The sequence below is a fragment of the Nocardia sp. CA-145437 genome (assembly GCF_050956485.1).
Taxonomy (GTDB): Bacteria; Actinomycetota; Actinomycetes; order Mycobacteriales; family Mycobacteriaceae; genus Nocardia.
This window is the reverse complement of record NZ_CP191204.1, coordinates 3,924,762-3,948,445: the sequence shown is the minus strand read 5'-3', so window position 1 is coordinate 3,948,445 and position 23,684 is coordinate 3,924,762. Positions and strand designations below refer to the sequence as shown.

At 68.8% G+C, this 23,684-nt stretch carries 25 protein-coding genes and 1 pseudogene; 15 read left to right on the top strand and 11 right to left on the bottom strand.

The window, feature by feature from the left end; genetic code table 11:
• Positions 1-311: 311 nt before the first annotated feature.
• Positions 312-863, bottom strand: coding sequence for a hypothetical protein (locus ACQPYY_RS18390; RefSeq protein ID WP_433590306.1), 552 nt, complete (start codon positions 861-863; stop codon positions 312-314).
• 119 nt (positions 864-982) lie between these two features.
• On the opposite strand from ACQPYY_RS18390, the gene ACQPYY_RS18385 reads away from it, so the two are divergent.
• From ACQPYY_RS18385 to ACQPYY_RS18375, 3 genes are all read left to right on the top strand, one after another.
• Positions 983-1,660 (top strand): response regulator, encoded by a 678-nt coding sequence (locus tag ACQPYY_RS18385; protein WP_379099929.1) that lies wholly within the window; start codon positions 983-985, stop codon positions 1,658-1,660.
• Positions 1,661-1,776: 116 nt separating this feature from the next.
• On the top strand, positions 1,777-2,706 hold the full coding sequence (locus ACQPYY_RS18380) for a HAMP domain-containing sensor histidine kinase (protein WP_433594673.1): 930 nt from the start codon (positions 1,777-1,779) through the stop codon (positions 2,704-2,706).
• A gap of 375 nt (positions 2,707-3,081) precedes the next feature.
• On the top strand, positions 3,082-5,016 hold the full coding sequence (locus ACQPYY_RS18375; RefSeq protein WP_433590305.1) for a DUF4153 domain-containing protein: 1,935 nt from the start codon (positions 3,082-3,084) through the stop codon (positions 5,014-5,016).
• On the opposite strand, the gene ACQPYY_RS18370 is transcribed toward ACQPYY_RS18375, so the two are convergent.
• From ACQPYY_RS18370 to ACQPYY_RS18360, 3 genes are all read right to left on the bottom strand, one after another.
• Entirely contained in the window at positions 5,017-6,219 is a 1,203-nt protein-coding gene (locus ACQPYY_RS18370) for a WD40/YVTN/BNR-like repeat-containing protein (protein WP_433590304.1), read from the bottom strand.
• A 117-nt stretch (positions 6,220-6,336) separates the two neighbouring features.
• Positions 6,337-6,690, bottom strand: coding sequence for an iron chaperone (locus tag ACQPYY_RS18365; RefSeq protein ID WP_433590303.1), 354 nt, complete (start codon positions 6,688-6,690; stop codon positions 6,337-6,339).
• Between the two features lie 91 nt (positions 6,691-6,781).
• Positions 6,782-7,675, bottom strand: coding sequence for a TIGR03619 family F420-dependent LLM class oxidoreductase (locus ACQPYY_RS18360; RefSeq protein ID WP_379099918.1), 894 nt, complete (start codon positions 7,673-7,675; stop codon positions 6,782-6,784).
• Positions 7,676-7,705: 30 nt separating this feature from the next.
• Between ACQPYY_RS18360 and ACQPYY_RS18355 the strand changes: the two genes are divergently transcribed.
• From ACQPYY_RS18355 to ACQPYY_RS18345, 3 genes are read left to right on the top strand one after another with little or no spacing between them, the layout of a single operon-like run.
• Complete coding sequence (locus tag ACQPYY_RS18355) at positions 7,706-8,263, top strand: sugar O-acetyltransferase (protein ID WP_433590302.1); 558 nt, start codon at positions 7,706-7,708, stop codon at positions 8,261-8,263.
• Positions 8,264-8,317: 54 nt separating this feature from the next.
• A complete protein-coding gene (locus ACQPYY_RS18350; protein WP_433590301.1) occupies positions 8,318-9,106 on the top strand; it encodes a helix-turn-helix domain-containing protein in 789 nt (262 codons plus the stop codon).
• A 41-nt stretch (positions 9,107-9,147) separates the two neighbouring features.
• On the top strand, positions 9,148-10,005 hold the full coding sequence (locus ACQPYY_RS18345) for a fructosamine kinase family protein (protein WP_433590300.1): 858 nt from the start codon (positions 9,148-9,150) through the stop codon (positions 10,003-10,005).
• 90 nt (positions 10,006-10,095) lie between these two features.
• Here ACQPYY_RS18345 and ACQPYY_RS18340 read toward each other — a convergent pair whose 3' ends face one another.
• On the bottom strand, positions 10,096-10,989 hold the full coding sequence (locus ACQPYY_RS18340) for an NAD(P)H-binding protein (RefSeq protein ID WP_433590299.1): 894 nt from the start codon (positions 10,987-10,989) through the stop codon (positions 10,096-10,098).
• Between the two features lie 67 nt (positions 10,990-11,056).
• Between ACQPYY_RS18340 and ACQPYY_RS18335 the strand changes: the two genes are divergently transcribed.
• The 3 genes from ACQPYY_RS18335 (at position 11,057) to ACQPYY_RS18325 (ending at position 12,972) form a co-directional block, all read left to right on the top strand.
• Positions 11,057-11,869 carry a LysR family transcriptional regulator gene (locus ACQPYY_RS18335; protein ID WP_433590298.1) on the top strand — a complete coding sequence of 271 codons (813 nt, stop codon included), beginning with the start codon at positions 11,057-11,059 and terminating at the stop codon, positions 11,867-11,869.
• A gap of 10 nt (positions 11,870-11,879) precedes the next feature.
• On the top strand, positions 11,880-12,266 hold the full coding sequence (gloA2, locus tag ACQPYY_RS18330) for an SMU1112c/YaeR family gloxylase I-like metalloprotein (RefSeq protein ID WP_433590297.1): 387 nt from the start codon (positions 11,880-11,882) through the stop codon (positions 12,264-12,266).
• 214 nt (positions 12,267-12,480) lie between these two features.
• Positions 12,481-12,972 (top strand): peptidylprolyl isomerase, encoded by a 492-nt coding sequence (locus ACQPYY_RS18325; protein ID WP_357085817.1) that lies wholly within the window; start codon positions 12,481-12,483, stop codon positions 12,970-12,972.
• Positions 12,973-13,050: 78 nt separating this feature from the next.
• On the opposite strand, the gene ACQPYY_RS18320 is transcribed toward ACQPYY_RS18325, so the two are convergent.
• Both ACQPYY_RS18320 and ACQPYY_RS18315 read right to left on the bottom strand, forming a co-directional pair.
• The gene (locus ACQPYY_RS18320; protein WP_433590296.1) at positions 13,051-13,545 is read right to left on the bottom strand and encodes a phosphoribosyltransferase; all 495 of its coding nucleotides are present in this window, start codon (positions 13,543-13,545) and stop codon (positions 13,051-13,053) included.
• 53 nt (positions 13,546-13,598) lie between these two features.
• Positions 13,599-14,309: a metal-dependent hydrolase gene (locus ACQPYY_RS18315; protein WP_379099898.1), complete on the bottom strand. Its 711-nt coding sequence runs from the start codon at positions 14,307-14,309 to the stop codon at positions 13,599-13,601.
• Positions 14,310-14,468: 159 nt separating this feature from the next.
• Here ACQPYY_RS18315 and ACQPYY_RS18310 point away from each other — a divergent pair, with 159 nt between their 5' ends.
• A complete protein-coding gene (locus ACQPYY_RS18310) occupies positions 14,469-15,215 on the top strand; it encodes an SCO6745 family protein (RefSeq protein ID WP_433590295.1) in 747 nt (248 codons plus the stop codon).
• A gap of 44 nt (positions 15,216-15,259) precedes the next feature.
• Here the strand turns inward: ACQPYY_RS18310 and ACQPYY_RS18305 are convergent, their stop codons facing one another.
• Complete coding sequence (locus tag ACQPYY_RS18305; RefSeq protein ID WP_433590294.1) at positions 15,260-16,111, bottom strand: alpha/beta fold hydrolase; 852 nt, start codon at positions 16,109-16,111, stop codon at positions 15,260-15,262.
• A 177-nt stretch (positions 16,112-16,288) separates the two neighbouring features.
• Between ACQPYY_RS18305 and ACQPYY_RS18300 the strand changes: the two genes are divergently transcribed.
• Complete coding sequence (locus tag ACQPYY_RS18300; protein ID WP_433590293.1) at positions 16,289-16,768, top strand: hypothetical protein; 480 nt, start codon at positions 16,289-16,291, stop codon at positions 16,766-16,768.
• An 82-nt stretch (positions 16,769-16,850) separates the two neighbouring features.
• Here the strand turns inward: ACQPYY_RS18300 and katG are convergent, their stop codons facing one another.
• Both katG and ACQPYY_RS18290 read right to left on the bottom strand, forming a co-directional pair.
• Positions 16,851-19,073, bottom strand: a complete 2,223-nt coding sequence (katG, locus tag ACQPYY_RS18295; protein WP_433590292.1) for a catalase/peroxidase HPI — start codon at positions 19,071-19,073, stop codon at positions 16,851-16,853.
• Between the two features lie 35 nt (positions 19,074-19,108).
• Entirely contained in the window at positions 19,109-19,522 is a 414-nt protein-coding gene (locus ACQPYY_RS18290) for a Fur family transcriptional regulator (RefSeq protein ID WP_379100286.1), read from the bottom strand.
• A gap of 471 nt (positions 19,523-19,993) precedes the next feature.
• Here ACQPYY_RS18290 and ACQPYY_RS18285 point away from each other — a divergent pair, with 471 nt between their 5' ends.
• Entirely contained in the window at positions 19,994-20,686 is a 693-nt protein-coding gene (locus ACQPYY_RS18285; protein WP_433590291.1) for a DUF4232 domain-containing protein, read from the top strand.
• A gap of 819 nt (positions 20,687-21,505) precedes the next feature.
• Here ACQPYY_RS18285 and ACQPYY_RS18280 read toward each other — a convergent pair.
• On the bottom strand, positions 21,506-21,760 hold the full coding sequence (locus ACQPYY_RS18280) for an IPT/TIG domain-containing protein (RefSeq protein ID WP_357289723.1): 255 nt from the start codon (positions 21,758-21,760) through the stop codon (positions 21,506-21,508).
• 486 nt (positions 21,761-22,246) lie between these two features.
• Between ACQPYY_RS18280 and ACQPYY_RS18275 the strand changes: the two are divergent.
• The 3 genes and pseudogenes from ACQPYY_RS18275 to ACQPYY_RS18265 all read left to right on the top strand — a co-directional run.
• Positions 22,247-22,612 (top strand): annotated as a pseudogene (locus ACQPYY_RS18275) (SDR family oxidoreductase); the annotation flags it as partial.
• A gap of 71 nt (positions 22,613-22,683) precedes the next feature.
• Positions 22,684-23,289 carry a hemerythrin domain-containing protein gene (locus ACQPYY_RS18270; RefSeq protein ID WP_433590290.1) on the top strand — a complete coding sequence of 202 codons (606 nt, stop codon included), beginning with the start codon at positions 22,684-22,686 and terminating at the stop codon, positions 23,287-23,289.
• 23 nt (positions 23,290-23,312) lie between these two features.
• Positions 23,313-23,492 (top strand): hypothetical protein, encoded by a 180-nt coding sequence (locus ACQPYY_RS18265; protein WP_433590289.1) that lies wholly within the window; start codon positions 23,313-23,315, stop codon positions 23,490-23,492.
• Positions 23,493-23,684 lie beyond the last annotated feature (192 nt).

The window sequence follows — 23,684 nt, the reverse complement described above, 5'->3', positions numbered from 1 at the left end:
ATGCGCTCGGCCGCAACGCAACGCAACGCGTCGGCGACGGCGCGGGGCCGTCCGGCGTCAGCGCGGCACGCGTGCGGCATGCGCTCGCCGCCTTCGGTCACAGCGTGGCGTCGCTCTGCTCGGCTGCTGCGCTGCGTATCCGTCGGGTACTGTGCGCGGCGTGTTCGGCGCTGCGCGCGCGTATCCGTCGGTCGCCGTGCTCGGCCTCAGCGCGGGGTGTGTCATCGGTTGGTGGGCATCGGTCACCGAGCGCGTCGCATCCGGCTGTGGCGCGTGCACGATTCGGGGTGTCAGCGCCGGATCGAGGGGTGTCAGGCCGGAACGAGGTCGGTGTGCCGTGCGGCGGCCGGCGGAGGTCCGCGACGTCCGATCCCGGGGCTCACCAGCAGCCGTCGCGCGACGGCGCGGTCATCGGCCGGCCTCGGCCGCATCCGGCGCACCGGCGGCGCGAGGATCGCGCTCAACGCGAGCAGGAACCTGCGCACACCGGTGACGGCCCGCCGCAGGCCCGCCTCGGCGGCGCGAATCAGCAACGCGCCCACCGGAATCGCCACCAGGTGGGCGATCAGCATGGCCGCGGACGACGAATGATGGTGGTGCCCCGGCGACATCGACAGTGCGGTGTGCCCGATCGCCTGCCCGGCCGCCAGCATCGCGATCGTTCCGGCCAGCCCGTAGCGTGGCCGCATCGACGCCACCCCGACCCCGATCACGGTGCACGCCGCCAGGAGCAGGGCCAGCGCCGAACCGTCGGCCAGGGACGCGCCGCCGCCGAGTCCGTGGGCGAGGATCGCGACCGCTCCCGAGGACGCGCCGACGGCAGCGCCGCGCAGGCGCGCGGTGTGATCCGTCGGTGAGCGCACCCCGTCATGCTACGACGTCGCGTCGTTGAAGACGTTGCCAGGTGGTATGACCGGCGTCTCCACAACATCTCCACACGCGAGGCGAACGATCTCCACTCCGGTTGCCTAGTGTCGGCTGCATGGAAACCAGTGCGCGCCGGATCCTGGTGGTCGAGGACGAGCCGACGATCGCCGAATCGATCGCCGCCCGCTTGCGCGCCGAGGGGTACATCGTCGACATCGCCCACGACGGTCCCGCCGGGGTGGCGGCCGAGGCGGCGGGGGACCCGGACCTGGTGGTGCTGGATGTGATGCTGCCCGGTTTCGACGGTCTCGAGGTGTGCCGCCGCATCCAGGCCCGCCGCCCCGTGCCGGTGCTCATGCTGACCGCCCGCACCGACGAGACCGACATGCTCGTCGGGCTCGGCGTCGGCGCGGACGACTATCTGACCAAACCGTTCTCCATGCGGGTGCTCGCCGCCCGCGTCCACGCCCTGCTGCGCCGGGTGGAACGCACCGCCGCACCGGTGGCCACCATCCTCGTCGGTGACCTGCGGATCGACACCGATCAGCGGCGGGTGTGGCGCGCGGACAGTGAAACCCAGCTCACGCCACTGGAATTCGAACTGCTCGTGCATCTGGCGCGGCGGCCGCGCACGGTGCTGGCGCGGGAACGACTACTGAGCGAGGTGTGGGGGTGGGCCGACGCGTCGGGCACCCGCGCGGTCGACAGCCACATCAAGGCGTTGCGTCGCAAGCTGGGCGCGGACCTGATCCGCACCGTGCACGGCGTCGGGTACAGCCTGGAGGCGCGATGATCGTCGATGCCGAGGCTCCGGTGACCGGGGTGCGGGCGCTCGCGAAGGGGGTGGCGGCACGTCTGCCGCGGCCCCTGGACCGGGTGCCGTCGATCAAGGCGAAGCTGGCGATCCTCATGGTCGGCTCCGGTGCGGGCGCGTTCGGCTACTTCGCGATCCGCATCGGTGTGCTGCCGCCGCGCGCCACCGTCGTCGCCATGGTGTTCGCGCTGCTGATCTCCCAGGTGCTGGCGCACGGGATGACGATGCCGTTGCGGGAGATGACCGCCGCGGCCAAACACATGGCGCAGGGCGACTATTCGCGCCGTGTGCGCGCCACCTCCCGCGACGAGGTCGGGCAGCTGGCGGTGGCGTTCAATCAGATGGCCGCCGACCTGGCCGCCGCCGATCAGCAGCGGCGCGAGTTCATCGCCAATGTGTCCCACGAACTGCGCACCCCGATCACCGCCCTGGGCGCGGTGCTGGAGAACCTGGTCGACGGTGTCGCCCAACCGGATCCGGCGACCCTGCGCACCGCCCACGCCCAGACCCAGCGGCTGAGCCTGCTGGTGTCGGAACTGCTGGCCTTGTCGAGCATCGAGGCGGGTGCGGTGCGCCTGGACCGCGAACCGGTGGACCTCGAGCCGCTGCTGAGCGAGGTGGTCGCCGAGGCGGAGGTGATGGCCGCCGCCGTGGACCGTCCCGTCCGCTTCACCGTCGCCGTCGCCGCGGGCCTGACCGTGCACGCCGACCCCGCCCGCCTGCACCAGGTGCTGCTCAACCTCCTCGACAACGCCACTCGCCACGGTCCCGCCCACGGCGAGGTCCGCGTCCACGCCCATACCGCCCACGGCCACACCGTCATCGAGGTCTCCGACGACGGCCCCGGCATCCCCGCCGCCGAACGCGCCCGCGTCTTCGAACGCTTCACCCGCGGCGGCCGCGCCACCGGCGGCGGCACCGGCCTGGGCCTGGCCATCGCCCGCTGGATCGTGGACCTGCACGGCGGCACCATCGCCGTCGCCGACCCGGGCTCGCGCATCCGCATCACCCTGCCCCCGCCCTGACCCGCGGTCTCTTCACACCCAATTCCCGACCGTGTCCCGGCTGCGCACCGCGCTCCCCGGGCCGGTCCCGCTCACCCGATGGAGGAACCCATGCCCGACACACCCACACCACCTCCGGATCCGAAACCGGATGCGGCGAGTACCCCTGCTCCCGCCCTCGCGACACCGGCCGAACCATCCGTCACGCCCACTGCCGAGTCGGCACCATCGACCGAAGGATCCGACGCGCACGCGCACACTGCCGCATCGGCGACCGAAGGGTCTGCGGCGGATGCTCTTGATCCGGCTGCTGAACTGGCCATGGCCACTGTGAGTTCCGCGCCTGTGCGGGAACCGGCGAGGGCCGCGTTCGTCCCCGGCGGTGCGCCGCCCCTCGTGCCGGCTGCGGCGGCACCGGCGTTCGCCGCGGCGATGGCGGGTGCCGCGCCGACGGGTGCCGGGGGACCCGCGCCGTGGCCCGCCGCGTGGCCGCCCTATCCCACCCCGGTGTCGCAATCCGGTGTGGCCGGGATCTATCGTGTTGCACCGCAACGAATTCCGTCGCGCTCGGCGCGGGTTCCGGTGCCGAACGGGTTGCTTGCCGCCACGGCCGCTGCGGGGTGTGCGGCCGCGGTACTGGTACCCCTGGACCGTCCCGGCATCGGATGGCTGCTCACCGGACTGGCCATCACCGGCACGGTGTACGCGGTCGATCGCGCGGCGCGAAACGCGGAGTGGGACGACAAGGACGACTCGGACCGGGGTGACGCCGACCGGGCGGCCGAGGAACCGGAGAAGGGCCTGAGCGGAGCGGGCGAACACGGTGACGCCCGGGACGACGTCGCCAGTGACAGCGCATCCCGCGCCGGCAGCCCGGCCCGCGATGGCGTCGGGGGCAGCGTTGACGGTCACGGTGTCGGCGCTGACGCCGCACGCGACGAGGATGCCCGTCGCTCCGGTGGCGCCGATCGCGACGATGCGGCCGCGGCGCACGCAGTCGCCGCATCCGGCACCGATCAGGCAGCGGCCGAAACGCATTCGTCGGCCGGGACGGGTCGTCCTGTCGCGGGTATCGCCGGCCTGCTGCCCGCCGGTCTCGCGGAGGTGCCCTGGAGTCGTGTCTGGTGGACCGGTGTGGCGTTGGCGCTGCTGTCGGTGGGTGCCTTCCGGGCCGCGCCGTGGCTTTTCGTGCTGTGCCTGGCGGGTGCGGCGGTGGCCGGGTCGCTGGCGGTGGTGCCGCGTTCGGCGTACGGCATGTGGTTCGACGTGCTCGCGGTGCCGTTCGCGGGGCTGAATTCGTGGCCGTGGCTGTATCGGGCCATGACTCGCACCCGGGAGCGGGCGGGCACGGGCACGCAGCGGGTGTGGTGGTCGATCGGTGCGGCGGCGGCGCTGCTGCTCATCATGGTGCCGTTGCTGGCGGGGGCCGACGCGGTGTTCGCGGGTCTGGTGGACGGGCTGATCCCGGCCGTCGACGTCCCGGCGGTGCTGCGATGGGTGGCGGTGTTCGTGGTCGCCGGGTCCGGGGTGGCCGGGGCGTTGTACCTGCTGGCCGGTCCGCCCCCGGCCGCGGCGGACGATGACTCGTTCTCCGGCGGGAGCCGGGGCGGGCACCGGTTCTCGCCGCTGGAGTGGGGAATCCCGGTGGGCGCGTTGACGATCGTGTTCGCGGCGTTCGTCGCCACCCAGGTGGCGGTGCTGTTCGGTGGCGACGGCTACGTGCAGCGCACCGCGAGCCTCACCTACGCCGAGTACGCGCGCAGCGGCTTCTGGCAGTTGTCGATCGTGAGCCTGCTGACTCTCGCGGTGATCGGGGTCGTGCTGCGTTTCGCCGCGCAGGACGGCGCCGCCGAGCGCCGCTGGCTGCGCATCGCGATCGCCGTGGTGATCGGTCTGGCGCTGGTGATCGTGGCGTCGGCGCTGCACCGCATGTGGACCTATCAGCAGGCCTACGGCTTCACCCTGCTGCGACTGCTGGTGGAGGTGTTCGAGGGCTGGATCGCGCTGGTGTACCTGCTGCTGGTGGCCAGCCTGGTACTTCTGCGCCGGCACTGGGTGCCGCGCCTGGCCGTCGGCGCCGCCCTGACGACCCTGCTCGCCTTGTCGGTCCTGAACCCGGAAGGTTTCGTCGCCGACCGCAATATCGCGCGCTGGCAGTCGGGCAAGTCCCTCGACACCGACTACCTGTCGAACCTGTCCCCGGACGCGCTGCCCGCCACCGACCGGCTGCCCGACCCCCAGCGCACAGCCGTCGCGAACGCCATCCGCGAACGCCTGACGGACGACTCCTGGCAGGGCTGGAACTACTCGCGCGCGAGCGCGACCCGCTGATCAGCCGAAGCTGACCGGTGTCCAGCTCTGACCCGCGTCGCGGGTGGCGAGCATCATGGTGGGCACCGGTCCGCTTCCGGGGTGGCCCAGCACCACGAAACCCGTTGTCTCGGTGACGAACTCACCCGACAATGGCTGCCAGCCGCGGTCGGGCGCGGTGTAGGCGGTGGTCCAGGTCTCGCCGCCGTCGATGGATGTCAGCAGCCGTTCGTCGACAGCGGCGACCAGATGGGTGGCATCGGCGGCCAGCAACACGGCCTTGGCCGGCCGTGACGGGGACAGCTGCCCGGTCTCGGTGAACGTGACGCCACCGTCGACCGAGGTCACCACACGGGTGGCGCCGCCGTCGCCGGACGCCGGGAGACCGCACAGCGCCACGAGCCGCTTCTCCGAGACCGCGTGCCAGTCGGCGGGCCCGTTGCCGCCGCACGGCAGCTGCCACGGCGTCCACGTGCCGTCGACCATGCGGGCGCCGCTCCTGCCGCGCCCGGTGACCACCATCCAGGCACGGCTTCCGGTCGCCGACACCTCGGGGACCGGGTAGGGGCCGCCGGCGCCGGGCACCGCGACCTCGACGGGCCCGGTCCACGCGTCGCGGGTGATCGGGCTGGTGAACAACGCGGTCCGCTCGTCGGCCCGCGCGGCCGCCACCCAGACGGTGTCCTCGGACACGGTGAGCGACCATGCCGGTTCCGCCGTCTTGATGTCGATATCGGTCTCGCGCCAGGTGGTTCCGCCGTCGTGGGTGGCGAACAGTGCGTCGCGGGTCCCGATCCAGCCATTGCGGGCGTCGGCGAACTTCACCCATCCACCGTGGTGCCCGGCGTCGCGCAGCGGGGCCGGGAGCGGCGCCTCCCGCCAGGTGCGCCCGCCATCGGTGGTGTGCCGCAACGACTGGCACAGCAGGGCCGGGCACGGATAGCTGCGGCCCAGCACCCAGCCCTCGTCCACGGAGACGAAGTTGATCGAATCGGGTTGGAAGCCCACCGGATCCGGGTCGGCGGCGAACGTGGCCGCGGGGGTCGCGGCCGGGGTGGGACGAGGAGTCGCGGCCGCGTCCGGTGCGGCCGTGGCTCCGGTCGCCGAATCCGGCCCGCTGTCACCGTCGTCCATGGTGAGCCCCGCGATCACCCCCGCGGCGAGTACCGGCATTCCGACCCCGATGACTCCGGCCAGAACGACCGGATTCGCCCGCAACCGCACCGGCCGGGACTCCCTTCGACACGAACCCGGGCCCCGTTCCCGGGCGGTCGCCCGGCGGCCCTGCGGCACAACGGGATCGAGTATGCCCGGTGACGGCCGGTTACGCCCATCCCGTGGTCAGTGGCCTCCGCGCTGCGCGGCCAGCCGGACCGCGACATCGCCGATGAGGTCGTAGGGTATGGGGTCGCGCAGCGGGAACTTCAACGTCCCCTTGCCCTTCAGGTAGGGCGCGATCGCCTGCTGGAACCCGTCGTCGCCGGTGGGCACCGGATACACCGACACGAAGGTTGCCCAGCCCGCGAAATACATGACGGCCTTGCCGTTCACCCGGACCGCGGGGATCTGGTAGCTGATGGTCTCCGAGGCGTCGGGCAGGGCGGCGTGGATGGTGGCGCGAATCTTCTCGAGGGCGGCGCGGGCCGGGGCGGGCTGGGCGGCCAGGTAGTCGTCGACGGTCTCGGGCTCTGTCATGTACGGCCACCCTTCCGTGGCTCTTGGAGAGAGCTTCGTCCGATTCGACGGTACCGGGCCGTCCGCCCGCGCCGGACCGATGCCACACCGCTCAGCCGTTCAGCCGCTCCAACAGCCGCAATGCCGCGTCCCGCATGCCGTCGACGGAGTCGGTGACGTAGAGCAGGTCGATGAAGAAATCGTCGAATCCGGTGTCGGCCGCGACCGTTTCGACGGTCCGCGCCACCTGTTCGAGGTCGGTGCCCGCGGCCACATTCACCCGCAGCACCGTCCCGATGGCGGCGGGATCACGACCCGCCGCGACCGCCGCGTCGTCGATGAACCCCCGCAAGGCCAGCAGCTGCTTGCCCCACCCGGGCGGGCCCGGCACCGGCACCACCGGCAGCCACCCGTCCCCACGCCGCCCGATGCGGGCCAGCGCCGCCGGGTTGAACGCGCCCAGGTGAATCGGAGGCCGCCGCACCGGCTTCAACTCGCTGCGATGCTCGGGCACCGACACGAACCGGCCCTCGTACCCGGCCGGGTCGCTGGACCAGATGGCCTCGAGCGCGTCGAGGGTCTCGTCCAGCCGGGCCCCGCGCTGCGCGAACGGCACGCCCGCGGCCGCGTACTCCTCCGGCGACCACCCGATCCCGAACCCCGGAATCAGCCGCCCCTGGCTCACCACGTCGATCGTGGTCAGCGACCGCGCCAGCAGCGCGGGCCGATACATCGGCGCGATCAGCACATTCGCGCCCAACCGCACCCGCTCGGTGACCGCCGCCGCGATCCCCAGCACCAGGAACGGATCCAGCACCGCGTTGAACTCGTCGGGAATCCGGTCGGTCCCGCCGTACCCGACCGACGGGTTGGTGGCCGCGATGAGCCGGTCACCCACCCACAGACTGTCGGCTCCCGCCTCCTCCAACGCGGCCGCGTACTGCGCGATCCGCGCGCCCTCACGGGCCTGGGCACCGAACTGTGGAAGCGAGAAGCCAATTTTCACTCTTCCGGTGATACCAGACAGGATGGGAGCGTGGGTGAACACAAGGACCGCATGCTCGCCGGTGAGCTCTACCGCGACAACGACCCCGAACTCGTCGCCGAACGCCGCCGCTGCCAAGAACTGCTCGACACCTTCAACGCCACGCGCGCGGGCGAGGACACCCAACGGCGCGCCGTGCTGGAACAACTGCTCGGCGCCATCGGCGAGGGCTCCTGGATCATGCCGCGCTTCCAATGCGACTACGGCCACCTGATCCGGCTGGGCCGCAACAGCTTCCTCAACTACGACGCCATCATCCTCGACTGCGCCCCGGTCACCATCGGCGACGACGTCTCCATCGGCCCGCGCGCCCAACTGCTCACCGCCCTGCACCCGATGGGCGACCACGAACTGCGCCGCGCCCGCTGGGAGACCGCCGCACCCATCAGCATCGGCGACAACGTCTGGCTCGGCGGCGGCGTCATCGTGTGCCCGGGGGTGAGCATCGGCGCGAACACCGTGGTCGGCGCGGGCAGCATCGTCACCCGCGACCTGCCCGCCCAGGTGTTCGCCGCCGGCAACCCGGCCCGCGTCATCCGCGAACTGTGAGCCTTACCTGCGGGGTAATGGCTTGGCGTGGTTGATCGTTCGTAGGATCAGAGGATGGCGACACCCACCGCCGGCGACCTGCTGCGACACTGGCGCACCGCGCGCCGGCTCAGCCAGCTCGAACTCGCCGGCCGCGCGGACACCTCCACCCGGCACCTGAGCTTCATCGAAACCGGCCGCGCCACCCCCAGCCGTCACATGCTGCTGCACCTGTCCGACGAACTCGACATCCCGCTGCGCGAACGCAACCGGATGCTGCTCGCCGCCGGATACGCCCCCGTGTACGCCGAACCCGAACTCGACACCCCCGCCATGCGCCCCATCCGCGACGCCGTCCGCCAGATCCTCACCGGCCTCGAACCCCACCCCGCCCTCGCCATCGACGCCGCCTGGACCATGATCGACGCCAATGCCGGGATCGCCCTGTTCCTCGACGGACTCGACCCCGCCCTGCTGCGCCCGCCGGTCAACGCGCTGCGACTGACCCTGCACCCCGACGGCCTCGCGGGCAGCATCATCAACCTCGCCGAATGGCGCGGGCACCTGTTCGAACGGCTGCAACGCCAGATCGACGTCACCGGATCACCCGAGCTCACCGACCTGCTCGACGAAATGCGCACCTACCCCGGCGGCGAGGACGGTCCCGGCCTGCCCGAACCCGACCAGGCCGTGGTGCCGCTGCGGATGCGGCTCGACCGACACGAACTCGCCTTCCTCAGCGCCACCACGGTTTTCGGCACACCCATGAACGTGACCGTCGCCGAGCTGGCGATCGAAGCGTTCCTGCCCGCCGACGCCGCCACCGCGGCCCTGCTCCGGGAACGACTCACTCCATCCGACTAGTCGGTCCGCACGCGGGGTCCGATACCGCACAATGAGGATCCATGGACGTGCCCGCGCACCTCGCCCACCTCACCGGCACCCCCGTCGCGCACCTGCACCCCCTCGGCCACAGCCACGCCTGGGCCCTCCACCGCGCCGACATGACCGACGGACGAGAACTGTTCGTCAAAGCCGTCGACGACAATGACCCGGACATCGACGGAGTCCTGACCGCCGAAGCCGCCGGACTGCGCTGGCTCGCGACCGGCCACCCGGACCTCGTCCCATCCGTCGTCGCCGCCGACGAACGCATGCTCGTCCTGCCCTGGCAGCCACCACAACCCGCGGACCCGGCAGCCGCCGAACACCTCGGACACGACCTCGCCACCCTGCACGCCACCCACCCCGACACCTTCGGCGCACCCTGGCCCGGATACATCGCCACCCTGCCCCTGGACAACACGCTCGGCACGGGGGAGTGGGGAACCTGGTACGCCGAACACCGCCTCGCCCCCTACCTCCCCGCCGCCGCACCCGAACTCGGCCGCGACGGCGTCCGACTGGTCGAACGCGTCATCGACCGCATCACCGACCTCGCCGGACCACCCGAACCACCCGCCCGCCTGCACGGAGACCTCTGGTCCGGCAACATCCTCTGGTCCGGCGGCCGCGCACTCCTCATCGACCCGGCCGCACACGGCGGACACCGGGAGACCGACCTGGCCATGCTGGCACTGTTCGGCGCGCCCTACCTCGACCGCATCCTCGGCGCCTACCAGGCCGCCACGCCCCTGAGTTCGGGATGGCGGCAACGGGTCCCACTGCACCAGCTGCATCCCCTGCTGGTGCACGTGGTGCTCTTCGGCGGGTCCTACCGCGGGATGCTGCTCGCCGCCGCGGCCTCCGCCCTCGCGAATTAGCGTCTCCGCCCTCGCTGGGGCAGTGGCCTCCTCGCGTGTGGGCGAGCGGACTCGCCTTCACAGGCCAGTGGTCTCGCCCTCACGGATCGCTCAGGCGCCAACCGCGGGAGCCAGGACCTGCTCGCACCACGCGCGGAACGTCGTCGGGCTCGCGGCCGCCGCCGCGCGCGGCACACCATCGTCGAGACCCTCGTTCTTGGCTCGCATCATGTCGACGAACGCGGTCGCCATCACATCACTCACCCCACGCGCGATCTGCGCGGCGTGAGCCCGCTCCAGAGACAGACGCTCGTACCGCACCGGCCGGCCGAGCACCTCGGACACGATGCGCGCCATGTCGTTCGGCGACAGATCCTCCGGCCCCAGCAACGCCGCCTCCCCGGCGCCCGACCAGGAACGGTCCAGCAGCAGACGCGCGGCCGCCGCGGCGATATCACGCGTCGCCACCGTCGCGGCCTTGCGATCGGCCGGCACCGTGCCCGTGAACACCCCGTCCTCGCGGATCGAGTTCGCCTGCCACACCAGGTTGTCCATGAACGACGGGTTGGCCAGCGCCCGATACGCCACACCCGAACCCGCGATGAGGTTGTCCATCGCCAGCGACGCCGTCACATGCCCGGCACGATCCGCGACCGCCGTACCGCGCCCGAGCGCGGACACACCCACCACATGCCCGACCCCGTGCGCGGTGAACGCCTTCGCCGCCGCCTGGGTGAACCCGGAGAACGCGGCATCCAAACTCGCCCCGGCGGGATCCGGCGGAACCAGCCAGAAGACCGCGTCCGCACCGGCGAACGCCCGATCCACCACATCCGGATCGCCGTGCGACCCGGCGACGACATCGACCCGGGACCGGACCGACTCCGGCAACTTCGCCGGATCACGCACGACGACACGCAATTCGTCGGTGCGAGTAGAGGTTTCGAGGAGCATCTGCAACAACTGGCCACCGATATGCCCGGTGGGAGCGGTAAGAACGATCATGCTTCGAGTCTGGTGACGAGCCGTCGCGACGTCCAAGACCCTTTCCAGCAATTGATACCGTGAGGGTATGGATCTGGACCTGCGCAAGCTCCGCTACTTCGCCGCCGTAGCCGAGCACCGCAACTTCGGCCGCGCCGCGCAACAGCTCTACATCGCCCAACCCGTCCTCAGCCGCCAGATCAAAGCCTTCGAACGCGAACTCGACTGCACCCTGCTCCTCCGCACCACCCGCACCGTCGAACTCACCGCCGCCGGACACCAGCTCTACGAGGAAGCACAAGGCATCCTCGCCGCCGTCGACGCCGCCGTCCGCCGCGTCCACAACGCCGACCGCGGCGTCCGCCGCCTGGTCGTCGCCTTCTCCGTCGGGCTCCACGTCTCCGAGATCCTCCGCGAATTCTCCACCCGCCACCCCGACGTCGAAACCGACGTCGTCCCCGCCCGCTGGTGGGAACGCGACGCACCCCTGCGCGACGGCCGCGCCCAGATCGCCTACCTCCGGCGGCCTTTCGACGAAACCGGCCTCCGCGTCATCCCCATCGGCCACGACCCCGGCGTGGCCTGCCTCCCCGCCGCCCACCCCCTCGCCGCCCGCCCCGAACTCACCCTCGCCGACCTCGACAGCGAACGCATGCTCGACCTCGCGGCCCGCCGAACCCCCTCCCTCGAGGAGAAATTCGAACTCATAGCCTCCGGCCACGGCCTCCTCATCGTGCCCCGCAGCGTCGCCCGCGCCTACGTCCGCCCCGACCTCGTCCACCGCCCCGTCACCGACGCCCCCGGCTCCGAAACCTGCCTGGCCGTCGCCGCCGACCCCGGCACACTCGTCCGCGAATTCCTCGACCTCGCCATCCCCGCCCTGCGAAATGGTGTGCGTTAGCGTTGCCGAGATGCGGCTGCTGCGAATTCACCACGTTGCGATCATCGCGTCGGATTACGAGAAGTCGAAGTCCTTCTACACCGAAATCCTCGGCCTGCGGGTCCTCGCCGAGAACTATCGGGCCGAAAGGCGCTCGTACAAGCTGGATCTCGCCCTGCCCGACGGCGGGCAGCTGGAGCTGTTCTCGTTTCCGGAGCCGCCGCCACGCCCCTCGCGGCCCGAGGCGGCCGGCCTGCGGCACCTGGCGTTCGTGGTGCCGAATGTGGGGGAGGCCCTGGCCGAGCTACGGGGGAGGGGAGTGGTCGTGGAGGAGGAGCGGGTCGACGAGTACACGGGGAAGCGGTTCGCGTTCTTCGTCGATCCCGACGGACTGCCGCTCGAACTGTACGAAGCCTGAGGTTGGGTCCCGGGCTCGCCGGGGCCATCCGAATCGACCATTAGGAAATGGAACTATGCGCATCTAAACATGTGACTCCGTTTCGAACAATCTCCGGCACTCACGACCGCACACACCTTCCTGACCACACCCATCACCAATGAACCTCGAAGAGGGGAGCGGGTATTCGGTGCCGCTCGGTCGCTGGATTGGGCGCTCCCATACGATGGGCAACATGACCAAAGTGCTCCTGAAGACCTCCGCCGGGGACATCACCCTGGAACTGGACGACGCCAAGGCACCGAAGACCGTTGCCAACTTCGTCGACTACGTGAAGTCGGGCCACTACGCGGACACCGTGTTCCACCGCGTGATCCCGAACTTCATGATTCAGGGTGGCGGCCTGACTGCGAACATGCAGCAGAAGCCGGCCCCGCAGACGGTCGAGAACGAGGCCGCGAACGGTCTCAAGAACGACAAGTACACCGTCGCCATGGCGCGCACCTCGGCCCCGCATTCGGCCAGCGCGCAGTTCTTCATCAACACCAGCAACAACGGTTTCCTGAACTACCCGGGCCAGGACGGCTTCGGGTACGCGGTGTTCGGCAAGGTCGTCGACGGCGAGGCCGTCGTGGACGCCATCGAGGGTGTGCAGACCGGTAACAAGTCCGGCCACCAGGATGTGCCGGTCGAGGCCATCACCATCCTGTCCGCCGAGCTGGTCTGACCTACTCGCGACAATTCAACGAACGGCCCGGAACCTGGTGGTTCCGGGCCGTTGTCTTTGCCGCGTACAGGGTTTGGCTCAGGCGTCCAGGACGCGGTGTTTGCGTTCCACCACCGGCGGCTGCACCGACCAGGGGAAGTTGATCCATTTGTCGGTGCGTTTCCACACGTATTCGCAGTCCACTTCGGAATGCGGCTTCTGGTAGATGACCGCGCAGCGGACCTCGGCGACGTGGTCGGAGCAGAAGTCGCGCACCAGTTTCAGCGTCTTGCCGGTGTCGGCGACGTCGTCGGCGACCAGCACGGTGGCGCCGGTCAGGTCGACGGCGCTGGGCACGGGCGGCAGCATGACCGGCAGGTCCAGGCGCTGGTCGACGCCGGTGTAGAACTCGACGTTCATGACGTGGAGGTTCTTGACGTCGAGGGCGTAGCCGAGGGAGCCGGCGACGAAGAGCCCGCCGCGGGCGATGGAGAGGATGAGGTCGGGTTCGAAGCCGTCGTCGGCGATGAGCTGGGCCAGTTCCCGGCCGGCGTTTCCGAACAGTTCCCAGCTCAGTTCTTCGCGATCGCTCATGCCCGACTCCGTTCTGGCCGCTGCGGTGGTCTTCGTGATCATACGAGCCGGGGTCAGGGCTGGTGGGTGATCGTGTACCAGAGCAGGGCGAGGGTGGCGAGGGCGAACAGCGGTACCAGCACCATGGTTTCGACCTTGTTGCCGGTGCGGTCGATGATCGGGACGCGGGTGCGGAGTTTGAGCGGCCACAGCAGCCGGCAGCCGCGGTCGGTGAGGCAGTCGCCGATGAGGTGGGCGAGGGCGCCGAGGCCGACGGAGAACGGCAGCCAGAGCGGTTTGTCGCTGATCCAGTGGTCGATGGCGAAGGTGCCGCAGACGGCGAGGATGACGACGGTGCCCCAGGATTTGAGGCCGTCGCCGCTGGGGGCCAGGCCCAGTGCCTTGACCGCGAGGGCGAGCAGGAAGAACACGAGGGCGAGGGTGAAGTTGCGGCCGAGCAGGTGTTCCCCGGCCCAGGTGCCGTAGGTGACGGCGGCGACGAAGGCGAAGGAGTGGGTGCCGTGGCGGTGCCCGCCGGAGATCCACGAGATGAACTTGCACGCGTAGTGCGAGACCGGCCCGAGCACATGGGAAATGGTTCCCGAGGGGTGGTCGGCGTCGGGGAGCAGCGCCGCGCCCGCGGTGAGGAAGGTGCCCATCACCAGATCGACGGAGCCGATGGCCCCGGATTGCACTGCGGGATAGGTCAAGACGGTGAGCGGCAGCGCCGCGGCAGCCGCCGACCAGGCGAGCGCGCCGCTGGTCGCATGTGAATGTCCTAGCACCACTTGAAGGTTAACGTACGGGTTCGAAACCCTTTTCAGGGCAGCCGGTTTGGTTTTCGGGGTGTGTTCCGGATCGCTTTCGGGTGACCCGGGTGCATGGGGTGGCGGGCCTCCAATAGTCTCGGATCGATTGCGCTTTCCGTTCAGAGAGGATCGGACATGTCGGTAGCGTCCGCGGTGAAGGATCAGATTCAGCAGATCGGCGGGGGATTCATGTTCTCCCGGGAGGCCCGATCCTTCGCCGAGAGCACCGGTGTCCCCGGCTTCCTGCCGGGCTATACGCGTGGCCGTGGCGGCGTGCTGGGTGACGTGGACGCGGATGTGGTGACCGCGGCGTTCGGTTTCTTCCGTCCCGATGCCATCCGGCAGGCGTGGGAGTCGACCGCGGGGATGTCGGCGGAGGCGGGCGCGACCGGCTATTTGACGGCGTGCCAGGACTTCGGCCGCCGCAAACTGGCGGACTTCGACGATTCGGGCCGGTTGGCGGAGCTCCTGCTGCCGGTGGTGGCCGCCGCGAATCCGGTCGGTGTGCCGTTGTTCGCGGGCTGGCGGGCGCTGCCGCTGGCGGAGGACGCGCCGGGCCTGGTGCTGCAGCTGATCCACATTCTGCGGGAGCTGCGCGGCGGCCTGCATCTGATCGGTGTGCTGGGTAGTGGTCTGACGCCGTTGCAGGCGGTGCTGATCGCGGGGTCGCCGTTGAAGCCGGGCCCGGATCAGGCGCGCAATTTCGGCTGGCCGGAGCCGTTCGACGAGATCACCGCGGAGTTGAAGGGCCGCTGGATGCAGGCCGAGCAGATCACCGAGGATCTGATCGCGCCCGCGTTCGCGGTGCTGGACGACAAGCAGGGGGACGAGCTGGCGGCGTTGCTCACCTCGTGTCACGCCACGGTGTTCGGCGGTCGCTGAGCGTGGTCCGGGTGGGCTGGTCGCGGCCCACCCGGTGGTCCTGCTCAGCGATGCAGGAATTCGAGGGTGACGCGTTCGAAGGCTTCCTTGGCCTCGTACATCACCCAGTGCCCGCATTGGGGGAAGATGTGCAGTTCGGCGTTGGGGATCTGCCGTAGCGGGATGAGGGCCATGTCGGTGGGGCATTGGCGGTCGTCGCCGCCCCAGGTCATGAGGACCGGGCTCTTGATCTTGTGCAGCATGGACCAGTAGGGCGGGGTGGGGGAGTTCTCCAGGAACTGCTGTTGCAGCGCAAGCGCTTCCGACCCGTACATGGCTTTGAGGCTGGCCTGCGCGGCGGGATCGGTGGCGGCGGCCCAGCGTTCCTCGACGAGGTCGTCGGTGATCATCTTGGGGTCGTAGATCATGCAGCGCAGCCACCGCATGAGGCCCTCGCGTGAGGGTGCGTCGGCGAATTCGGACAGCAGCCGGGTGCCTTCGCTGGGGGTCATGGCGAGCAGGCTCTGCCCGACCCCGCCGATGGCGATGATCTTCTCGACCCGCTGCGGGTGTGCCATGGCGACATTGAAGGCGACGACGCCGCCCATGGAGTTGCCGATCATGGCCGCGGAGTCGAGTCCGAGAGCGTCCATGAACCGGATGACGGAGTCGACGGCGGTGAGCACGGGGTGTCCGGGGACCGGGTCACTGACGCCGAATCCGGGGAACTCCAGGACGTAGCAATGGAAGTGGTCGGCATAGAAGCCCAGGTTGTTGCGGAAGTTCCGCCACCCGTTGACGCCGATCCCGGATCCGTGGAGCAGCAGTAGGGGAGGGCCGTCCCCGGCTTCGTGGTAGCGCAGAACGCCTTTGTCCGTGGCGATTTCGCGTCGGGTGTTCTCGTATGTGACATCCACTCAACCACAATAGAACAGGTTTCACTTTTATGTCACCGATATGTCGGCAAAAGACCTATAGTCGCATGCGGACATGCGTATGCATCACTGTCCACTCGAAAAGTCGTGGCCGACAACCCCGGCCACGACAGAGCAGGGCGCTGGCATGATCAAGGTGCTACGGCGAAAGGGGAGGGCATGCCCACGGGAACGATCGGCCGAATCCAGCGGCTGCGCAGTCTGATCGAGCATCCGCGCACCGGGGCGGCCGAACGCGCGGCCGCGCAACGCATGCTCGATCGGATACTGGCCAAAACCAGTCGGTCGGCCGCGCGGCCGGGGGAGCGCAGTTACGGTGTGCGCCACGCGCGTCCGGGGCGGCACGCGAGCCTGTCGCGCATCGCGGAGATGATCGCCGAGGACATCGCCGTGCTGAGCGCGGTACATGATGCTCCGGACCTGCTCACCTACTCGGTGGAAGCCCCCGCCGAGGCGGGCATTCTGATCACGGTCGGCGCCATTCCCCGCGGGTGGGCCACCGACGCCGACGGTGTCGACTCCCCGGCCTTGCGGGTGCTGGTCGATGAACTCACCGACCTGATGAACGCCTACAACCACGAGGGCACCGATGTCGCGCGCCGTTTCATCGGCCGCGTCCGCACCCGGATCGTCGACTGACCGATCCCCGAGACGCGCGATGCCCCCGAACCGAACGGGTTCGGGGGCATCGTCTCAACCGGTCACACCGGCCGGATCAACCTCAGGCGAGGTCGAAGCGGTCCAGTTCCATGACCTTCGTCCAGGCCGCGACGAAGTCCTTGACGAACTTCTCCTTGGAGTCGTCCTCGGCGTACACCTCGGCCAGGGCCCGCAGCTGCGAGTTGGAGCCGAAGACGAGGTCGACGCGGGAGGCGGTCCACACGGTCTTGCCGGTGGCGCGGTCGGTGCCGACGTAGCTGCTGTCCTCGGAGTCGGCCGGAGCCCACTTGGTGGACATGTCGAGCAGGTTCACGAAGAAGTCGGTGCTCAGCACACCGGGCTTGTCGGTGAACACACCCAGCTGCGAACCCTGGTAGTTGGCGCCGAGCACGCGCAGGCCGCCGACGAGGACGGTCATCTCGGGCGCGGACAGGGTCAGCAGGTTGGCCTTGTCGAGCAGCAGGTACTCCGCGGGGACGCGGGTGCCCTTGCCGACGTAGTTGCGGAAGCCGTCGGCGGCGGTCTCGAGCATCGCGAACGACTCCACGTCGGTCTGCTCCTGGGTGGCGTCGGTGCGGCCCGCGTGGAACGGCACCTCGACGGCGAAACCGGCTGCCTCGGCGGCCTTCTCGACGCCGGCGTTACCGGCCAGCACGACCAGGTCGGCGAAGGAGACCGGCTTGCCGAAGTCGGCCTGGATGCCTTCGAGGACCCGGATCACCTGGGCGAGCTCGTCGGGCTGGTTGACCTCCCAGCCGGCCTGCGGCTGCAGGCGGATGCGGCCGCCGTTGACGCCACCGCGCATGTCCGAGCCGCGGTAGGACGAGGCCGCGGCCCACGCGGTGGAGACCAGCTGCGCCACGGTCAGGCCCGAGTCGAGGATCTTGGCCTTGAGAGCCTTGGCGTCGGCGTCGGAGATGAGCTCGTGGTCGACGGCCGGGATCGGGTCCTGCCACAGCAGGGTCTCCTCGGGCACCTCGGGGCCGAGGTAGCGGACCTTGGGGCCCATGTCGCGGTGGATGAGCTTGTACCAGGCCTTGGCGAAGGCGTCGGCGAGCTCTTCGGGGTGCTCGAGCCAGCGGCGGGTGATCTGCTCGTAGACCGGGTCGATGCGCAGCGACAGGTCAGTGGTGAGCATCGTCGGCAGCTTGGCCGGGCCGTCGAAGGCGTCGGGGATGATCGCTTCGGCGTTCTTGGCGACCCACTGGTGGGCACCGGCGGGGGAGGCCGACAGTTCCCACTCGTAACCGTAGAGCGTCTCGAGGAAGGTGTTGTCCCACTTGGTCGGGGTGGGGGTCCAGGTGACCTCGATGCCGGAGGTGATGGCGTCCTTGCCGACGCCGGTGCCGTAGCTGGACACCCAGCCCAGGCCTTGCTCCTCGAGCGGTGCGGCTTCGGGCTCGGCGCCGACGCTGTCGGCGGGGCCCGCGCCGTGGGTCTTGCCGAAGGTGTGGCCGCCGACGATCAGTGCGGCGGTCTCCTCGTCGTTCATCGCCATGCGGGCGAAGGTCTCGCGGATGTCGACTGCGGCGGCCATCGGGTCCGGGTTGGCGTTGGGGCCTTCGGGGTTGACGTAGATCAGACCCATCTGGACTGCGGCGAGCGGGTTGTCCAAGTCGCGCTTGCCGGTGTAGCGGGCGTCGCCGAGCCATTCGGTCTCCGGCCCCCAGTACACGTCCTCTTCGGGCTCCCACTGGTCGACGCGGCCGCCGCCGAAGCCGAAGGTCGGGAGGCCCATGTCCTCGAGGGCGACGTTGCCGGCGTAGACGATGAGGTCGGCCCACGACAGCTTCTTGCCGTACTTCTTCTTGACCGGCCACAGCAGGCGGCGGGCCTTGTCGAGGGAGGCGTTGTCGGGCCAGGAGTTCAGGGGCGCGAAGCGCTGCATGCCGGCTCCGGCGCCGCCGCGGCCGTCCTGGACGCGGTAGGTGCCGGCGGCGTGCCAGGACATGCGGATGAAGAAGGGGCCGTAGTGACCGAAGTCGGCGGGCCACCAGTCCTGGGAGGTGCGCATGACCTCGACGATGTCGGCCTTGACGGCGGCCAGGTCGAGGGTCTTGAACTCGGCGGCGTAGTCGAAGCCCTCGTCCATGGGGTTGGCGACGGCCGGGTTCTTCTGCAGGATCTTCAGGTTGAGCTGGTTGGGCCACCACTGACGGTTGGCGTTACCGCCCTCGGCCGGGTCGGAATTCCGGTCGTGCAAGACGGGGCAGCCACCGGCGGCGGGTTCGGTATTGGCTTCACCGATGGGCGGGTGTTCAGGCACGGTGTGTCGTCCTTCCATGGATGTGATCTTGTTGTCGACCACGAGTGTGGCCGCTACTTGTTTTGTGTGGCAGCGGTTTTGGAGCATTCGGGGCACAAACCCCAATAGATGACCTCGGCTTCGTCGAGCGCGAAGCCGTTGGTGTCGGAGGCGGTGAGGCAGGGGGCCTCGCCGACGGCGCAGTCCACGTCCGCGATGACGCCGCAGGTGCGGCACACGACATGGTGGTGGTTGTCACCGACGCGCGTTTCGTAGAGCGCGACCGATCCCATGGGTTGGATTCGGCGGATCAGCCCCGCGGTGGTCAGGGCTTTGAGCACGTCGTACACGGCCTGGTGGGACACGCCGCCCAGGGTTTCGCGAACGAAGCCGAGGATCGTATCGGTGTCGGAGTGCGGGTGGTCGTGCACAGCGGTCAGTACCGCGAGCCGCGGTGCGGTCACGCGCAGAGCGGCCCCGCGCAACATGCGCTCGAAATCGGTAGGCGTGGGCACACCACGAAGTCTGCCCCTTTTTCTGGAATCAATCAAGTATTGCTTCGGTGTGTGTGGGGAGAATTCCCGGGGAGAGGCCGACCAGGCGACCTGCTCCAGACAGTAGGCGATGTTGCCGCCCGGGAGTGCGAACGACATCCATGCGTCGCTCGGACCCAGGCGGTCCATCGGGCCCGCCGATCGGTGATCCGGGCGCTGACCTCGCGGCGGGGGAGAAGCGCCTCGTTCGGCCCCATCTTTTGGGGGCACAAAGAATTCCGGTAGCTGTTAACGCTTTCGCCAAGCGCACCCGGATCAGGGGTTTTCGCGGCAGTCTACGACGAACTGTGTTGACCCACAGGTGATTCCACGGATTTGTCGCCTGGAGGGCCGTAACGGCCGCTCCGACCCCTCTGATGTGCACCATGCATGTCTTTGGTCGGGTTTCGCATCTGGAGGTTTCTCATGGGAATCAAGTCACTGGTTGTCGCCGCACTCGCCGCGGGGGTCGTTCTCGGCACCACCGCCTGCGACCCGTCCGACACACCCAAGCCACTGCCCACCACGGCCCCCGGCGGCCAGACGACCCAGCCCACCGCCCAACCCACTCGACCGGGCGAGCCCACTCAACCGGGTCAGCCCAACCAGCCCGGCGGCAGCACCCCCGGAACCACCGACGCCCCGGTCCCGACGACCGGAGCCCCGGCCGGGGACCCCACCACCACCAAGGCCCCCGCCGGCACCGCGAAATGCACAACGTCGCAACTGATCCTGGACAAGGGTCACGGCGGTCAGATCGGCGGCACCTGGTTCCTGAAGTTCATCAACAAGAGCTCCACCGCCTGCACCCTCGAAGGCTTCCCGGGCGTCTCCCAAACCAACGGACCCCAGGGCGACCCGGTCGGCGAACCCGCCGAACGAGACAAGGGCCCCCAAGCCCCGCAGGCCACCCAGGTCACCCTGTCCGCCAACGGCGGCGCCGCCCAATTCGAGTTCATCAGCTACCCCAAGCAGGTGAACGACTGCGCCGCCCTGCGCACCAGCACCCTGCGCGTCTACCCGCCCGACAACACCGAATCTCTGTCCCTGCCCTGGGACAACCTGATCTGCCCGAGCCCCCAGCGCATGCTCGTCGTCCGTGCGATCACGCCGATGTAGGGGAGAGGCATCTCTTCCAGCTCGCGGCCGCCCTCGCGGGGGCGGCCGCCGACCTTCCAGGGTCAGGTTCACAGCAGTGGGAGTACGACGGTGACCAAGAGCAGGAAGCCGAGCGGTATCAGAAACCCTATGGCTCCGAGCCTGCGGAAGAGGGGCTTGCCGGGGTTCATCGGCAGAATGGGCCCGGGCATCCGCACGAACTCCCATCCATACGAGGAATCCGCGATGGCTGTGGATAGGGGGCATGGGGCCGGGTCACTGCCGACAGGTGTGAGCCATCAACTTGACATAATGTTGATTATCGGCGCTGTTACGGCGGCGGTGTTGATCTTGAAAGATATTGTGTGCGTTGCGTGTTCGCGTGTATGTGGCGCTGCCGGCTCGACTTGGCGGCGCCTTGTGTGCATGTACTTCCCTGCGCGAAAACGCTGGCGCGCGCAGGCGTACATTGGCTCGGATGAATATTTCTGGCCTACATGCCATTTGGTGGAAAATTTCCTGTTCGGCATGGATTGGCTGGATGTGGCCCAGGGTTTGGCTTCGGCGACCTCCTTTGGGTCGCTCCCCTAGGCTCGCGGGATCCCATCAATACGTCACTGTGACGTATTGGAGTGGGCTGGCTCAAAAGATAGCCTGGTCTCTCGCGGCTGCACTAGAGGCGCGCTGCGTGAGGTCACCCGGCATCTGGGCATCGACCTGCGGTGTTTCTCGCACACGTCGCGATCGGACCCGCGGTCTCTACTGCCCCTACCCGTGACCGCAACGCGGATTGGTCCGTCGGCAGGCAATTGCCCACCGACGGCCCAGCCACACCCGCCGTCAGACAAAGGTGAAGGGCAGTCCGTTGCTGGTGCCGTCCAGTTCCACCTTGACGGTGACGTTCACTGTGCCTGTCCCCGTCGGGGAGATGGCCGTGATCTGGGTGTCGGAGTCGATGGTGAATGTGGTTGCCGTGGTACCGAACCGCACGGTCAAGGGGCCGACATTGGCGAACCCGGAGCCGGTGATCACCACAGAGCTGAAAGTCGTCGCAGGGCCGGAAGCGGGTGTCAGGGAAGTGAGAACAGGTGCCATGGTCGGACTCCAAGCCGAAAATGAATGAAAAGGGTTGCCTTGCAACGGATGCCGATCTTGCTGCGGCAACCGTTGCATATCCAGTAAGCCCCCGGCGCTGGCACTTCGGCAACGGGATCCACAGTTCGTTACCCTTCCGGTTTTATCCGGTTTCGACCTGGTGATTTGCGGCAACAGGGTCAGGACAACTCACCCCCACACCCAGCCGGTGCGCGAGGTCGCAACATGAACTGAGTGCTACGCCTCGGCTGCTCGGCGAGACGGCAGCGGCTCGTTGTACTTGCTGACGTTGGGCATCAGTCGGTCCTCTCCGGCGATGAGTTGCCCTGGGCTGCCCTGGGTCAGCTCGGGTACGTACTTGTAGATCGTGGACCGGGAGACGCCGAGCAGCCGGGCGATCGAGGACCCGATTCGTCGGGGCGGGTCAGCAGAGCGCGGGCCTGGCGGATCTGTTCGTCGGTCATGGCCGGCGGGCGGCCGAGGCGCAAAGCGGCTCTGCCGGATATGCAATCGGGCGGATCGATCATCGCGAGCTCCTCGGTCAACTCCGATATGCCCTCCCCCACTCTGGCTCCCTACGCGGCAACGAAGGCCGCGATCGCGAATCTCTGCGCCAGCCTTGCGCAGCTGTTGGGTCCCAAGGGTATTCGCGTGAAAAGCGTTGCACCAGGACCGATTTGGACTCTGTTGATCCCGTCGACCATGCCGCTGGAGAAGGTTGCTTCCTTCGGTGACGACACGCCACTGGGCCGCGCCGGGCAGCCCGCCGAGCTAGCGCCGGCCTACGTTCTTCTCGCCAGCTACATCTCGAGAGCCCGCTTGGCCGTCACCGGCGGCCGCCCCATCCTGTGAGGCCACCGCCTGATACGGGCGGGACTGGTGTTTGGTCATCTGGTGCCCGGGTAGGCCGTGAGCGGGCCGCGTTGGCCGCAGCCGTTGATCGGTATTCGAACTGGGAGGTGAGCCATATATCGACCCAGCAGGATGATGTCATCGCATTGCTGCAGCAACAGCACACGCAGATCAAGGACTTGTTGCACCAGGTAGAAACGGCCTCGGGGGAAGTCAAACGCCAACTCTTCGAGGATCTCGTCCGGTTGCTGGCCGTGCACGAGAGCGCTGAGGAACAGGTCGTGCATCCGGCGTCCGGCGCGCTGAGGTCGCCGGGGGGGATCGTCGACGATCGTCTTCACGAAGAGGACGAAGCCAAACACGTGCTGGCCGAACTCTATGACCTCGGGGTCACGCATGACCAGTTCGCGGCCAAGTTCCACGACTTCGCCGAATCGGTGATCGAACACGCCGAGATGGAGGAAAAAGAGAGGAAAAAGAGGAGTTCGCTCCATTACACGCAAGCCTGTCCGGGCAAGAGCGCGCCCGCGGTCCGTGTCGCCGAAGCCGTCGCGCCGACGCGTCCGCATCCGCGCGCCGGCGAATCCGCGACCGCAAATGTGGTATTCGGGCCGCCGCTGGCGTTGTTCGACCGCGTACGTGATGCAGTGCGCGATTGTCGCACCCAATCCGAATAGCCCCCAGTGGATCGGGAGGAACGATGACCCAGCGCGATGGCACCGTAGGTGAGAACAAGAAGGCTCACACCGCTCGCGAGGATCGTGACCCGGACTTCGCCGAGGAACACCAGTCGATAACCACCGACCCTGATCCAGACACCGAGTCCGAATCGCCAGACGGATTCGGCGGAATGGACCCCGATCCCGGATTCGCGGTCTGAGCGGCTCATGATCGTTTGTTTATGAGAGTAATCGCGCTGGAGCCAGGAAACCGGATGCGACGCCTCGTGTTGCCGATGACGTCCGCCCGTGCCGTGAACGCTGAGACAATGCCCGCTATTGAGATCCTCCCGACCGGCGTTCGGATGGCTCGGCGCGAGTGTGCCGCCCGGAGAAAGTCCCGCGCGTTGCGG